The following is a 13599-nucleotide window of genomic DNA, read 5'->3' on the forward strand; positions in this document are numbered from 1 at the left end:
AGGTCGTATCGCACCTCGTCGCACACGTGCCTCCGGCACCGTGGTGGCTCGGCGCGGCAGCCTTCGCCACGGCGGCGGGTCATTCGCCGCGCCAGATCGGGTCGCGTTTCTCCACGAAGGAGCGTGGGCCCTCCTCGGCGTCGGCGCTGCGCATCCGGCGCTCCTCCGAGGCGTACCGGGTGGCGAACGCCTGCTCCAGCGGCATCGTGACCGAGGCGGCGGCGGCCTCCTTGACCGCGCGCAGCGAGAGCGGGGCGCAGCGCAGCATGTCCGCCAGCCAGCCGTCCAGGCACTCGTCCAGCCGGTCCGCCGGCACCACCTCGTTGACCAGGCCGAGCTCGTACGCCCGGCTGGCCGGCATCCGACGGCCCGTCATCAGGTAGCCGAGCGCGACCCGGTACGGCGCCTGCCGGGCCAGCCGGAAGACCCCGCCGGCGCCGGCCACCAGCCCCAGCCGGGCCTCCGGCAGCGCGAACTCGGCGTGTTCGGCGGCCAGCACGACGTCGCAGGCCAGGGCCAGCTCGAAACCGCCGCCCAGGGCGTAGCCGTTGACCCGGGCGATCAGCGGCTTGGCCAGCGAGAAGCGCTCGGTGAGCCGCGGCCAGCCCGGCCGGCCCCGGCTGCCGAACGTGGCGGGCGGGCCCTGCTGTTGCTCGCCGCTCTCGATCCGCCGCACCAGCTCCTTGAGGTCCTGGCCGACCGAGAACGCGCGGTCGCCCGCACCGGTCAGCACCCCCACCCAGATCTCGTCGTCCGCCTCGAAGTCGTCCCAGATTGCGGCCAGTTCCTCGTGCATGCGGAGGTCCATCGCGTTCAGCACGTCCGGCCGGTCCAGCGTGACGTGGGCGACGCGTCCCCGCTTCTCGTAGCGCACCCGCGTCAGCTCGTCCAACACCCCGGTGTCCCCTCTCAGCCCCGCGGCCGGGCTGGTCCGCCCGGCCGCGGGTCACACCGTACTCGGTGGCGTCAGCCGGCCTCTCCGGCGGGCGCGGTGGTCTCGTCGAGCGCGAGGGACAGCGCCGGGGTGGCCGCCGGCAGCGTGTTGGCAGTCCGCAGGGCCGTCAACTCCTCTGCGGACAGCACCCGTTCGAAGACATGCACCTCGTCGAGCGCGCCGGACAGGTGGGTCCGGCTGTCCACGCCCTGGCCGAGGTGCACGCCGAAGACCGAGTTGCGGCTCACCGTCCCCGGCACGTCGGCCGTGGACACCGTCTCCGCGCCGTCCACGGTCAGCGTGAACGTGCCGTCGGCGCGGGTCAGCGCGAGATGGTGCCACGCGCCGTCGTTGTACGCCTCGCGCGTGCTGACCGAGGCGCTCGCCGCCGGGTTGGCGCCGTCCACCGCGGTCATCAGCCCGCGCAGCCGGCCGCTGTCCGGTTCGCCGCGCACCCACACCTGCGGGGCGGCGCCGCCCACCCCGCCCATCCACAGGAACGGCTGGGTGCCGGTGTCGGCGTCGTAGCGGAACCACAGGCTGACCGTGAAGTCGCTCTCGCCCAGCGGCAGCGTCTCGCGGTACGGCAGCCGCACCGCGTCGTTGGTGCCGTCGAACGTCAGCGCGCCGTCGTACGCGCCGGCGGTGCCGACCGGGCCGCCGAGCACCGCGGCCGGGTTCGCGGAGGGCGCGCCGTCCGGGGTGGTCGGGTCCGGGCCGCGGCGCGGGCCGAGGTCCTCCTCGGTGAAGCGGGTGAAGCGGATCTCGTCCCGCGCGTCGACCGCCCCGCCCTCGTACATCAGACCCACCGCGTTGTCGCCGAGCGCCACCATGTCGGAGTAGCCGGACCAGTCGGTGCTGACCACCATGCCGCGGTCCACGCCGTCCCAGGTCGCGCCCTCGTCCCAGGAGGAGCGGATCATCATGGTGCGCCGCCGGTCCGGGTCGGCCGGGGCGGCGAACAGCCACCGGTCGTAGCCGTCCTGGCTCTCGGTGCGCAGCGGCAGCAGCGAGCCCTGGACCACGGGCGTGTAGAGGTCGGGGAGCGCGGTGAACGGGGCGTCGAAGCTCTCGCCGCCGTCGCTGCTGACCGCGGCGGTGCGGTGGCCGAGGTCGGTGCCGGCGTTGTCGCGGGCGTTGACGTAGATCGAGCCGTCCTCGCGCTCCGCCAGGGTGGTCTCCTGCGGGATCTGGCGCACCGTCTGGTCGGCGCCGACCTCCCAGCTGTCGACCGCGCCGAGCTGCCAGGTGTCGCCGCCGTCGTCGCTGTAGGCGAGCCCGGCGTGGTGGGCGGTGACCCGGCCGTCCGCCCAGCTGCCGCCGTTGACGGAGAAGACCAGGCGGCCGGCGTGCGGGCCGTGGGTCAGCTGGATGCCGTGCACGGGGGAGGTGGCGTACCAGGAGTTCCAGGAGTCGGGGCGCAGCTCGGCGTCGAGGGAGCGGGGCTCGGACCAGGTCTCGCCGTCGTCGTCGCTGTACTGGAGATACGGGACCCGCTCGCAGGGGACCTCGCAGTTGCCGGCGTCGGCGCGGCCGGCGTTGTGGGTGCTGGCGAGCAGGATCCGGCCGGTCTCGGCGTCCACCAGGGGCGCCGGGTTGCCCCGGGTGTCGCCGTCGCCGGCGAGCACCACGCGCAGCGGGCCCCAGGTGGCGCCGCCGTCCACGGAGCGCTTGACCACGATGTCGATGTCGCCGGCGTCACCGCAGTTGTCGCGGCGGCCCTCGGCGAACGCCAGCAGGGTGCCGGGCGTGGTCGTCTCCACCACGGCCGGGATGCGGAAGCAGGCGTAGCCCTCCTCCTCGGCGGCGCGGAACAGCACCTGTTCGTCGAGTTCGGCGGGTTCTGGAGCGGCGGCCGCGGCCGGGGTGGCGGGGGTGGCCGCGGCCGGTGCGGGGAGGACGGCCAGCAGGGCGGCCATCACGCACAATGTGCATGACCATGCCAATGCGCGCGCCGATGACCAGGCCAGTCTTGGTGAGATCACGTCACGACCCGTTGTTCGGAGGAAGTTTCTGTCACCCTTCCCGGCCGGAAGGGAAACAACAGGCAACATCCGTGAAACCTTGGTGATCAGCAGGGGTCGATGGGGCGTCAGAGGGCCGGCGGGAGCGCCTGTTCGGCCCAGATCACCTTGCCGCCGCTGGTCTGCCGGGTGCCCCAGCGCTGGGTGAGCTGGGCCACCAGCAGCAGGCCCCGCCCGCCCTCGTCGAAACTGCGGGCCCGGCGCAGATGGGGCGCGGTGCTGCTGGAGTCGCTGACCTCGCAGATCAACGAGCGGTCGTGGATCAGCCGGAACTGGATGGGCGCCTCGGCGTGCCGGATCGCGTTGGTGACCAGCTCGCTGACGATCAGTTCGGTGACGAAGATGGCCGACTCCAGGCCCCATTCGACCAGCTGGTCGGAGGCGTTCTTCCGGGCCTGGGCGACCACGGCCGGGTCGGCCGGCACGTCCCAGGTGGCGACCTGGCTGCGGTCGAGCGCCCGGGTGCGGGCGACCAGCAGCGCGATGTCGTCGGCCGGGCGGCCGGGCAGCAGCGCGCCGAGCACGGTGTCGCAGACGGTCTCCAGCGAGGCCGCCGGCTGGCCGAGCGCCTCCAGCAGCCGCTGCTGGCCGGCCTCCATGTTCCGGTCGCGCGCCTGGATCAGGCCGTCCGTGTAGAGGGCGAGCAGGCTGCCCTCGGGCACCTCGACCTCCGCCGCCTCGAACGGCACCCCGCCGAGGCCGAGCGGCGGCCCCGCGGGCAGTTCGATCAACTCGACGGTCGCCTCGCCGTCCCCGTCGGCCGTGTCGCTCGCGCCGGGTCGGCCGGCGGGACGCACCAGGGCGGGCTCCGGATGGCCGGCGCGGGCCAGCGTGCACCGGCGGGAGACGGGGTCGTACACCGCGTAGAGGCAGGTGGCGCCGATCTCGCCCGGCGTCCGGTCCTCGGTCTCCGGCCGTTCCTCCCCGCGTTCCCCCACCATCCCGCCGGTCCTGGACGGCCCGGGAGGCGCCCCCGTGCCGGCCCGCCCCTCCGGCCTGCCGTGCGTGGCCAGCCGGAGCACCAGGTCGTCGAGGTGGGTCAGCAGCTCGTCCGGCGGCAGGTCCACGTCGGCCAGCGTGCGCACGGCGGTGCGCAGCCGGCCCATGGTGGCCGAGGCGTGGATGCCGTGGCCGACCACGTCGCCGACGACCAGCGCGACCCGGGCGCCGGACAGCGGGATCACGTCGAACCAGTCGCCGCCCACCCCGGCCAGCGCGCCGGCCGGCAGATAGCGGAAGGAGACGTCGACCGCGGCCTGTTCGGGCAGCTCCTGGGGCAGCAGGCTGCGCTGCAGGGTGACCGCGGTGCCGCGCTCCCGGGTGTAGCGCCGGGCGTTGTCGATGCAGATCGCGGCGCGCGCCGCGATCTCCTCGGCCAGCAGCTGGTCGTCCTGCTCGAACGGCTCGCTGCGCTGGTGCCGGTAGAAGATCACCAGGCCCAGGGTGATCCCGCGGGCCCGCATCGGCACCACCATGAACGAGGCGTGGCCGAACTCCCGCAGCCGCTCCAGGCGCGTCGGGTCGTCCGCCATCCAGGTGTCCAACTCCGGGTCGCTCACCCGGTGTCGCGTCGTCCGGCCGGTGGCCAGGGCCTGTGCGGGGGGCGAGCTCGGCGGGTAGCTGGCCTCGGCGCCCACCTCGACCACCGACTCGGGAATGCCCTCCATGATCGACCGCTGGGCCTCGCGGCGCAGCGTCACCTTCCCGCCCACCGACTGGCCCAGCGGCGGTTCGGGCCCGCTGTCCGGGGAGGCCAGCAGGTCCACGGTGACCAGGTCGGCCAGCTTGGGCACGGCGACGTCGGCCAGCTCCTGGGCGGTCCGGCGCACGTCCAGCGTGCTGCCGATCCGGGTGCTCGCCTCGTTCAGCAGCAGCAGTCGCTGCCTGGCCTGGTGTTGTTCGGTCACGTCGTGTGCGGACAGGCAGACCCCGCGCACCTCGCCGGAGCGGCCGCGGAGCGGGGCGAGGATGACGGACCAGGCGCGCTGGTCCCGGCCGATGAGGTGCACGTACTGCTGCAGGTCCTCGGTCCGTCCGGAGCCGAGCACCTCGCGCATCCGCTGTTCGATCTGCTCCACCCCGGGATGCATCAGGATCTCGGGCAGCCGCAGCCCGCGGGCGTCGTCCTCCCGCAGGCCCACGGCCCGCTCCATGTACGTGTTCGCGCGCCGCAGCCGCAGCCCGGCGTCGTAGAGCGCCATGGCGCAGGGCGACTGGGCGAAGCCCTCGTCGCCCAGCGAGAACTCGTCGGTGCCCGGACCCGGGACCGGCTCGGGATGCAGCGCGGAGACCAGCAGCCAGTCGGCGGGGCCGTGCGCCGGCCTGCGGTGGTGGCCCAGGATCTGGGCCGTGACCGTGCCGCCGTTCCGGTGCCGCAGCCGCACCGACCCGCTCCAGCGGCCCAGCAGCGGATCGAACCGGCGCCGTGGCCCGGCGTCCCCGCCGTCCGCCCTGCCGGCTCCGCCGCCGTCCGCGTCGTGGTCCTCCAGCGGCTGCCCGTCCGGGCGTCGCCGGCCGAAGACCGCGCCGAGGTCCTCGGCCAGCAGCTCCGCCGCGGGCCGGCCCACCACCTCGTCCGGCGGGTAGCCGAGCAGCGCCCGCGCGCCCTCGTTCCAGCCCGTGATGACGCCTCGCTCGTCGACGGTCGCCCTGGCCGTCGCCGCTTGGTCGATCACGTCGTCGATGCGACCCTGCTCCATCGTGGTCCCGGAGGTGGAGGAGTTACGGACGGGGCTCATGCTAGCCGGAATGCGTTGGTTGGACGATTACCGCCTGGAAGATGAGGTTTTGCGGCTGCTCGGGCGGGCCGCCCGCTGCCGCCTGGGCATGGTGCCCAACGCGGGTTTCCCTCGGGGACGGGTCGAAACACGGCGTACGGCGCCGGCGGCCGGGTTGGGCCGCGAGGCCGGCGGGTACGCGGGTGCCGTAGCACACCAGAACGCACAGTGATCGGAGGGATGATCATGGCCAAGGCGAACCCCATAGAGGTGCAGAAGGCACTGAAGGGGATCAACTACCCGGCCAACCGCGACACCGTGGTCAAACAGGCCAGGAAGAACCACGCCGACCGGGGCCTGGTGGACACGTTCGAGCACCTGCGGCGGAACCGCTACAACGGCCCGAACGACGTGGAGAAGGAGGTCTTCGGCTCCTGACCCCACGTGCCCGACTGGTGTACGCCCTGGTGCACCACGCACCGCCCCGCGCGCCGCCGGCGACCTGCTGCCGGCGGCGCGGGCGTGTCCGGTGCGCGGACGGAATCCGGGGCGCGTCGGGAGCGGCCGTCAGGGGCGCAGCACGACCTTCTCGGCCTCCTTCCGCTGGAACATCCGGTACGCCTCGGGCGCCTCGGCCAGCGGCACGTGGTGGCTGGCGAAGTCGTCGACGCCCAGCGGGTCGTCGTCCGTCAGCAGCGGCAGGATGTCGGGCACCCAGCGCCGCACGTTCGCCTGGCCCATGCGCAGCTGGATCTGCTTGTCGAAGAGGGACAGCATCGGCATCGGGTCGGTCATCCCGCCGTACACCCCGGACAGCGAGACGGTGCCGCCGCGCCGCACCATGTCGATGGCAAGCGTCAGCGCGGCCAGCCGGTCCACGGACGCCCTGCCGGCGACCTTCTCGGCCAGCCGCCCCGGCAACAGCCCGGCCAGGTCCTGCGCCAGCTTGGTGCCCCTGCTGCCGTGCGCCTCCATGCCCACCGCGTCGATCACCGCGTCCGGCCCCCGGCCGCCGGTGCGCTCGCGAACCGCCTCGGCGACGTCCTCGTGTGCGGTGAGGTCCAGCGTCGTCACGCCCCGCGACCTGGCCCGGGCCAGCCGCTCCGGGACCAGGTCGATGCCGAAGACCTCGGCCATGCCCTGGTGCAGCGCGATCCGGCAGGCCATGTCGCCGATCGGGCCCAGGCCGAGCACTGCCAGCGTGCCGCCCTCCGGCACCGCCGCGTAGGTCACCGCCTGCCACGCCGTGGGCAGCACGTCAGAGAGGTAGAGGTAGCGGTCGTCGGCGCCCTCGTGGGGCACCGGGATCGGCCCGTACTGGGCCTGCGGCACCCGCAGGTACTCGGCCTGCGCGCCGGGCACCTGGCCGTAGAGCTTGGTGTAGCCGAACAGCGCGGCGCCCATGCCCTGGTCCTTGACCTGGGTGGTCTCGCACTGGGTCTGGAGTCCCTGCCGGCACATGAAGCACGTGCCGCAGGCGATCTGGAACGGCACGACGACCCGGTCGCCGGGGTGGATCGAGGTGACCTCGTCGCCGACCTCCTCCACGATGCCCATCGGCTCGTGGCCGAGCACGTCGCCCGGGGTCATGAACGGCGCCAGCACCTCGTAGAGGTGCAGGTCGGATCCGCACAGGCCGGTGGACGTGATCCGCACCAGCGCGTCCGTCGGCTCCCGGATCGTCGGCTCCGGCACCTCGTCGACCCGTACGTCGCGTTTCCCGTGCCACACTGCCGCCTTCATGGGGCCTCGCCTCCCTCACGGTTCGTGTCCGGCCGGCGGTCACCGCCCCGGGTACCCAGAACCGGCGAGCATCCCCACCACCGCGGTGACCAGACTCGCGGTCGCCACCAGCACGCAGACGCTGGCGCACAGCATCCGCTGCCGGAGCCGCCGGTAGCGGGCGGCGTGCGCCGCCTCGATCTCCCGGCAGCGCTCCTCGACCCCGGCGGCCAGCCGCTGGGCCATGCCGAGCCGCTCCTCCACGTAGCGCTCCACGAGCTCCTCGCGCTCGTCGCGGGTCAGCCAGGACAGCCGGGCGGCGAAGCGCTCGGCCGCGGCGCGCGGGGTGCCGAGCTCGGCCTGCCAGCGCAGGTAGCCCTCGATCCTGGTGATGCCGGTGGCCGCGGCGCGCCGCCGCTCCCACTCCCGCACGGTCAGCCGCCCAGGGTGTCCGCGGTGGACTCGCCCACGTCCCGGCGGCCCGCGTGCCTGGCCTCGTCCAGCTCGCTGACCCGCGGATGGTGCAGGTCGAAGGCGGGCGACTCGGAACGGATCCTGGGCAGCGAGACGAAGTTGTGCCGGGGCGGCGGGCAGGAGGTGGCCCACTCCAGGGAGCGACCGAAGCCCCATGGGTCGTCCACCTCGATCTTCGGCGCGTGCCGGGCGGACCACCAGACGTTGTAGAGGAACGGCAGCGTGGACAGGCCGAGCAGGAAGGCCCCGATGCTGGAGACGGTGTTCAGCGCGGTGAAACCGTCCGCCGCCAGATAGTCGGCGTAGCGGCGCGGCATGCCCTCGGCGCCGAGCCAGTGGTGCACCAGGAAGGTGCCGTGGAAGCCGACGAACAGCGTCCAGAAGTGGATCTTCCCCAGCCGTTCGTCGAGCATCCGCCCGGTCAGCTTGGGCCACCAGAAGTGGAAGCCGGCGAACATCGCGAAGACCACCGTGCCGAACACCACGTAGTGGAAGTGGCCGACCACGAAATAGCTGTCGTGCACGTGGAAGTCCAGGGGCGGCGAGGCCAGGATGACGCCGGTCAGGCCGCCGAAGAGGAACGTGACCAGGAAGCCGATCGACCACAGCATCGGCGTCTCGAAGCTCAGCGAGCCCTTCCACATGGTGCCGATCCAGTTGAAGAACTTCACGCCGGTCGGCACCGCGATCAGGAAGGAGAGCAGGGAGAAGAACGGCAGCAGCACCGCCCCGGTGGCGAACATGTGGTGCGCCCACACCGTCATCGACAGTCCCGCGATGGCGATGGTGGCGCCGACCAGGCCGAGGTAGCCGAAGATCGGCTTGCGGCTGAACACCGGGATGATCTCGGTGACGATGCCGAAGAACGGCAGCGCGATGATGTACACCTCGGGATGGCCGAAGAACCAGAAGAGGTGCAGCCACAGCAGTGAACCGCCGTTGGCCGCGTCGAAGACGTGCGCGCCGAAGGCCCGGTCGGCCTCCAGCGCGAACAGGGCGGCGGCGAGCACCGGGAAGGCCATCAGCACCAGCACGCTGGTCAGCAGCACGTTCCAGGTGAAGATCGGCATCCGGAACATCGTCATGCCGGGCGCCCGCATGCAGATGATGGTGGCCGCGAAGTTGACCGCGCCGAGGATGGTGCCGAACCCGGAGAGCGCCAGGCCCATGATCCACATGTCGTGGCCGATGCCGGGCGAGTGCACCTGGTCGTTCAGCGGCGCGTTGGAGAACCAGCCGAAGCTCGCGCCGCCCTCGGGAGTCAGCAGGGAGCCGACCACGAGCAGCCCGCCGAAGAGGAACAGCCAGTACGACAGGGCGTTCAGGCGCGGAAAGGCCACGTCGGGAGCGCCGATCTGCAGCGGCATGATGGCGTTGGCGAAACCGGCGAACAGCGGCGTCGCGAAGAGCAGCATCATGATGGTGCCGTGCAGGGTGAACGCCTGGTTGTACTGCTCGGCGGTGAGCATCTGCATGCCGGGCCGGGCCAGCTCGGCCCGCATCGCCATGGCCAGCGCGCCGCCGACGAGGAAGAACCCGAACGCGCTGCCGATGTACAGGGCACCGATCTTCTTGTGGTCGGTGGTGCTCGCCCACGCGACGAGGATCTGCCCCCGGGTGCGGGGCGCCGGTGGCGGTGAGGGCGGCGGCGCCTTCGGCTCGGTCAAGGTGGCCATCGGTCCGGTCCTTTCGGCAGCTGTCCGGGCCCTGTTGTAGCGGCGGTCGCCGGGCTCCGACCGAATTGACTCGTTAGTGGGCGTTTCCCGCCGGATGGCGTGACGCCTCGTCGCCCTCCACCACCCGGGCCAGTTGCCGGAGCATCCGGCGGTGCCGCAGTTGCAGCAGCGCCTCGCTGCTCCGGTTGTGCATCCGGCCGCCGGGGCCCCGCAGCGGGTGCTCGTCCACGATGACCAGCGCGTCGTCGCCCCAGGGCCGGATCTCGATGGCGATCCGGGCGGTGCCGAGGCGCCCGCTGTGCGCCTCCAGTTCGAGCCGCCGGCCCGGCTCGTTCACCCGGACCACGGTCTCGCCGCCCAGCCGCCACGGCCCGACCCGCACCACGTAGCGGAGCGTGGCACCGACCGACGGCCAGTCCCCCTCCAGCGGGCGGGAGTCGTGCGTGCCCACCACCCAGTCCGCGTACCGGTCGCCGTCGGCGAGCACGGCCCACACCGCCGCGGGCGGGCGCCTGATCAGAACGGGTCGGACGGCCATACGGGTCTCCTCTCTCGGTGCCACCGGCTCTCTCGGTGCTGACGGCCTCGGCGCTACCGGCGTGTGCGGCGGGGCAGGAAGCGTGAACGCAACGCCGCGTGTGCCGCGTTGGCGCCGCACGCGCCGTGCACGCCGCCGCCCGGGTGGGCGGACGCCGAGGCCAGGTACAGGCCGGCGACCGGGGTGTGCGGGCCGCTGCGGCCCGGCGTGGGCCGGAACACCAGCTGCTGGTGCGGCGCGGCCGTGCCGCCGTTGAGCGCGCCCCGCACCAGGTTGCGGTTCAACCGCTGCAGATCGGGCGGGGCCAGCACCCGACGCGCCACAATGCTGTCGCGGAACCCGGGCGCCAGCCGCTCCACGGCCCGCTCCATCCGGTCCGCCAGGTCGGCGCGCCGGGCCGCGCTCCAGCCGCCGTCCCGGCCGCCCTGACCGGACCGCTGGGACAGGTGCGTGTAGGCCCACGCCGACTCGGTGCCGGCGGGGGAGCGGCTCCGGTCCGAGGTGGTCATCTGGCCGAGCACCAGGCAGGGCCGCTCGGGCGTCCGCCCGGTGACGAGGTCCGCGGTGTTCCTCGTGAGGTGGTCGAGGCCGTCGGCGACGTGCACGGTGCCGGCGGTGGCCGCGCCCTCGGCGGCCCACGGGATCGGCCGGGACAGCGCCCAGTCGGTCTTGAACGTCGCGAAGTCCCACTGGAAGCGCCGCAGCTCCCCGCGCAGCCGGTCGGGCAGGTGCGCCCAGTCGACGAGGCCGCCGTAGAGGGCCGGCGCGGACACGTCGGCCAGCACCGCCCGCCGGGCCCGCACCGGCTCGCCGTCGGCGGTGCGGACGCCGAGACACCGGCCCTCCCTGACCACCACCTCGGCCACCGGCGCCCGGCAGCGCAGCGCGCCGCCGCGCGCCGCCAGCCGGCGGACCAGCGCGTTGGTGATGCCGTTCGACCCGCCGACCGGCACCGGCCAGCCCAGCCGCTGGCCGAGCATGACCAGCAGCAGGCCGAACGCGCCGCTGCCCGGCGACTCGGGCGAGAAGTCGGCGTGCAGGCCGCTGCCGGTGAGCAGCAGCCCGCCGCCGGGCCCGGAGAACTCCTCCTCGCCCATCCGCCGGGCCGGCAGCGTCAGCGTCCGGAGCGCGCGCAGCCCTCCCGCGGCGTGGACGTTCCGCAGCAGCCGCAGGCCGGCCCTGACCGGCGGAAACGGGGTGAGCAGCGCGTTGAGCAGCACGTCGCCCACCCGGTCCCACAGGTCGAGCAGCCGCAGGTACGCCTCGCCGTCCCCGACGCCCAGCGACTCCAGGCTCGCCGCGGTCCGCATCGGGTCCCGCCACAGCACCGGACAGCGGCCGTCGGGCAGCGGGTGCGCCAGCACGGCCGGGGCGTGGCTCCAGGCCAGGCCCCAGCGCTCCAGCTCCAGGCCGCGCAGCGCGGGGGAGGCGACGGCCAGCGGGTAGAACGAGCTGAACAGGTCGTTGACGTAGTCCGGGTGCACCCCGCGGTCGCTGCGCACCGCGCCGCCGGGGCGTTCCTGCGCCTCCAGCACCTGCACCCGCCAGCCGGCGTCGGCCAGCACGTTCGCGGCCACCAGCCCGTTCGGCCCGGCCCCGACCACCACGGCGTCGGCGGTGCCGTCCAGATCACTGGCGATGGCGGGCCGCCGCTCCGTGCCGTGGTCGCTGGTCACGGCCGCTCCCCGACGCCCGCCGCGGCCTCCCGGAGTCGCCCGCCGGGCACCCTGCGGCGCAGCGGCGGGGTGTCGCCGCCCGCGCCGTGCCGGAGACCGGCCAGGAAGTCGGTGACCGCCTCCTGGGCGGACCGCCGCGGCGCCCAGCGCAGCTCGCGGTGCGCCCGCCCGGCGTCCAGCAGCGGAAACCGCAGGACCGCGTCCAGCATGGACGGCGAGGTCGGCACCAGCCGCAGGCCCCAGCCCGCGGCGACGCCGGCGCGCAGCGCCCGGCGGGGCACCCGCACCGCCCGGCCGCCGTCGAGCTCGGCCAGCAGCACCGGGTCCACGACGGGCTCGGCGGCCAGGTTGAACGCGCCGGCCACCGGCGCCACGACGGCCTGGTGAAACGCCTCGGCCACGTCGTCGGCGTGCACCACCTGGAAGCGCAGGCCCGGCACGTCGGGGAACAGCCGCAGCGGCCGGGGCGGGCGCCGGGCGGGGAACAGCGGCCCGCCGAACAGCCGCCGCTGCTGCGGCGCCGACTCACCGGTCACCACGACGGCGGGCCGCATCCGCACCACCCGGACGTCGGGGTGCCGGGGCTCGAACGCGTCCAGCAGCCGCTCCGCGTACGCCTTCTCCCGCGGGTAGGCGGCGGTGGGCCAGCCGTGCGTGGGCCAGCTCTCGTCCACGCGCCGGTCGTCCCGCGGCGCGGGGGAGTAGGCCACCAAGGAGGAGGCGTGCACCAGCGCGGGCACGCCGGCGGCGGCCACCGCGCGGAACACCCGCGCGGCGCCGACGCAGTTGGTGCGCCACGTGGTCCGGGGCCGGTGCGAGGGCTGGAACAGCGCCGCCAGGTGCACGACGGCGTCGGCGCCGGCGAAAACCTCGGCGAGCTCCGGCTCGGCGGCATCGTCGGTGATGTCGAGGCGCGCGTACCCGATCCTCGCCGGATTCGGCACGTCGGCGGGAGGCCCGTCGGGCACGCGCCTGGCCAGCCCCAGCACCGAACCGACCCGAGGGCTGGCGGCCAGCCGGCGGGTCAGCGCGACACCGATGTTGCCGGTCGCGCCCACCACCACGACACGCACAGGGTCATCGCTCACGCGCCCCGGGTAACCCGCCAACCGCGCCGAGAAACCCTCTCCGGCGCTCCGCCGGGGCGGCCCGATGAGTTTTGCCGCGAGCGGTGGTCTGTCAGGGAAAGATGGTGACGGAACCGGCCGGGGAACCGGCCGCGGGACTTGTGGGAGACCTCGATGCGTACCCTCATCAGCACCGCCTTCGTCTCGCTCGACGGCGTCATGGAGGCCCCGGGCGGCGAGCCCGGCTACCGGAACACCGGGTGGACCTTCAAGGAGGTCGACTTCCTGCCCGAGGCGTACGAGATCAAGGGCCGGGAGCAGCAGGAGGCGGCGGCGCTGCTGCTGGGCCGGATCAGCTACGAGTCGTTCAGCCCCGTCTGGCCGGACATGGCGGAGTTCGCCGAGTACAAGGTGATGCCGAAGTACGTCGTCTCCACCACGCTCGCCGAGGACGACCTCGTCGCGAACTGGGGCGAGACGACGATCCTCCGCTCGCTGGACGACGTCGCCGCGCTCAAGGAGACCGAGGGCGGCCCGATCATCGTGCACGGCAGCGCCTCCCTCAACTGGAGCCTCTCGGACGCCGGCCTGATCGACCGCTACCACCTGCTGGTGTTCCCGCTGCTGCTCGGCGCGGGCAAGCGCCTGTTCAGCGACACCGACAAGGACACCCAGAAGCTGCGGCTCGTCGAGCACGAGGCGTACGCCAACGGCCTGCAGAAGAACGTCTTCGACGTGGTCCGCTGACCATGGGCCGCGATCCGAAGCGTT

11 protein-coding genes are annotated in these 13599 nt (G+C 73.8%); 2 read left to right on the forward strand and 9 right to left on the reverse strand.

The features are described from left to right. Nucleotides 1-79: 79 nt before the first annotated feature. From dpgD to ABGB06_RS01730, 3 genes are all read right to left on the reverse strand, one after another. On the reverse strand, nucleotides 80-895 hold the full coding sequence (gene dpgD, locus ABGB06_RS01720; protein WP_347584786.1) for an enoyl-CoA-hydratase DpgD: 816 nt from the start codon (nucleotides 893-895) through the stop codon (nucleotides 80-82). Between the two features lie 71 nt (nucleotides 896-966). Continuing rightward, nucleotides 967-2853: a sialidase family protein gene (locus ABGB06_RS01725; protein ID WP_347584787.1), complete on the reverse strand. Its 1887-nt coding sequence runs from the start codon at nucleotides 2851-2853 to the stop codon at nucleotides 967-969. A gap of 173 nt (nucleotides 2854-3026) precedes the next feature. Next, on the reverse strand, nucleotides 3027-5696 hold the full coding sequence (locus ABGB06_RS01730) for a SpoIIE family protein phosphatase (protein ID WP_347584788.1): 2670 nt from the start codon (nucleotides 5694-5696) through the stop codon (nucleotides 3027-3029). Nucleotides 5697-5921: 225 nt separating this feature from the next. Here ABGB06_RS01730 and ABGB06_RS01735 point away from each other — a divergent pair, with 225 nt between their 5' ends. Further along, a complete protein-coding gene (locus ABGB06_RS01735; RefSeq protein ID WP_347584790.1) occupies nucleotides 5922-6113 on the forward strand; it encodes a DUF2795 domain-containing protein in 192 nt (63 codons plus the stop codon). A gap of 129 nt (nucleotides 6114-6242) precedes the next feature. Here the strand turns inward: ABGB06_RS01735 and ABGB06_RS01740 are convergent, their stop codons facing one another. The 6 genes from ABGB06_RS01740 to ABGB06_RS01765 all read right to left on the reverse strand — a co-directional run bounded on the left by ABGB06_RS01740 (nucleotide 6243) and on the right by ABGB06_RS01765 (nucleotide 12849). Next, nucleotides 6243-7418 (reverse strand): zinc-dependent alcohol dehydrogenase, encoded by a 1176-nt coding sequence (locus ABGB06_RS01740; RefSeq protein WP_347584791.1) that lies wholly within the window; start codon nucleotides 7416-7418, stop codon nucleotides 6243-6245. A gap of 39 nt (nucleotides 7419-7457) precedes the next feature. Beyond that, nucleotides 7458-7829: a hypothetical protein gene (locus tag ABGB06_RS01745; RefSeq protein ID WP_347584792.1), complete on the reverse strand. Its 372-nt coding sequence runs from the start codon at nucleotides 7827-7829 to the stop codon at nucleotides 7458-7460. A gap of 2 nt (nucleotides 7830-7831) precedes the next feature. Then, complete coding sequence (gene ctaD / locus ABGB06_RS01750; RefSeq protein WP_347584793.1) at nucleotides 7832-9547, reverse strand: cytochrome c oxidase subunit I; 1716 nt, start codon at nucleotides 9545-9547, stop codon at nucleotides 7832-7834. Nucleotides 9548-9620: 73 nt separating this feature from the next. Then, nucleotides 9621-10085, reverse strand: coding sequence for an SRPBCC family protein (locus tag ABGB06_RS01755; RefSeq protein WP_347584794.1), 465 nt, complete (start codon nucleotides 10083-10085; stop codon nucleotides 9621-9623). A 53-nt stretch (nucleotides 10086-10138) separates the two neighbouring features. Then, entirely contained in the window at nucleotides 10139-11689 is a 1551-nt protein-coding gene (locus ABGB06_RS01760) for an NAD(P)/FAD-dependent oxidoreductase (RefSeq protein WP_347585410.1), read from the reverse strand. 68 nt (nucleotides 11690-11757) lie between these two features. Next, nucleotides 11758-12849, reverse strand: coding sequence for an NAD-dependent epimerase/dehydratase family protein (locus ABGB06_RS01765; protein ID WP_347584795.1), 1092 nt, complete (start codon nucleotides 12847-12849; stop codon nucleotides 11758-11760). 153 nt (nucleotides 12850-13002) lie between these two features. On the opposite strand from ABGB06_RS01765, the gene ABGB06_RS01770 reads away from it, so the two are divergent. Further along, a complete protein-coding gene (locus ABGB06_RS01770; RefSeq protein ID WP_347584797.1) occupies nucleotides 13003-13575 on the forward strand; it encodes a dihydrofolate reductase family protein in 573 nt (190 codons plus the stop codon). Nucleotides 13576-13599: the final 24 nt, after the last annotated feature.

The sequence above is a fragment of the Streptomyces sp. B6B3 genome, assembly GCF_039871525.1.
Taxonomy (GTDB): Bacteria; Actinomycetota; Actinomycetes; order Streptomycetales; family Streptomycetaceae; genus Streptomyces.

Coding starts and splice junctions, on each gene's coding strand:
- ABGB06_RS01725 (WP_347584787.1), bottom strand. CDS start 2,853: ATGGCCGCCCTGCTGGCCGTCCTCCCCGCACCGGCCGCGGCCACCCCC.
- ABGB06_RS01730 (WP_347584788.1), bottom strand. CDS start 5,696: ATGAGCCCCGTCCGTAACTCCTCCACCTCCGGGACCACGATGGAGCAG.
- ABGB06_RS01735 (WP_347584790.1), top strand. CDS start 5,922: ATGGCCAAGGCGAACCCCATAGAGGTGCAGAAGGCACTGAAGGGGATC.
- ABGB06_RS01740 (WP_347584791.1), bottom strand. CDS start 7,418: ATGAAGGCGGCAGTGTGGCACGGGAAACGCGACGTACGGGTCGACGAG.
- ctaD (WP_347584793.1), bottom strand. CDS start 9,547: ATGGCCACCTTGACCGAGCCGAAGGCGCCGCCGCCCTCACCGCCACCG.
- ABGB06_RS01755 (WP_347584794.1), bottom strand. CDS start 10,085: ATGGCCGTCCGACCCGTTCTGATCAGGCGCCCGCCCGCGGCGGTGTGG.
- ABGB06_RS01770 (WP_347584797.1), top strand. CDS start 13,003: ATGCGTACCCTCATCAGCACCGCCTTCGTCTCGCTCGACGGCGTCATG.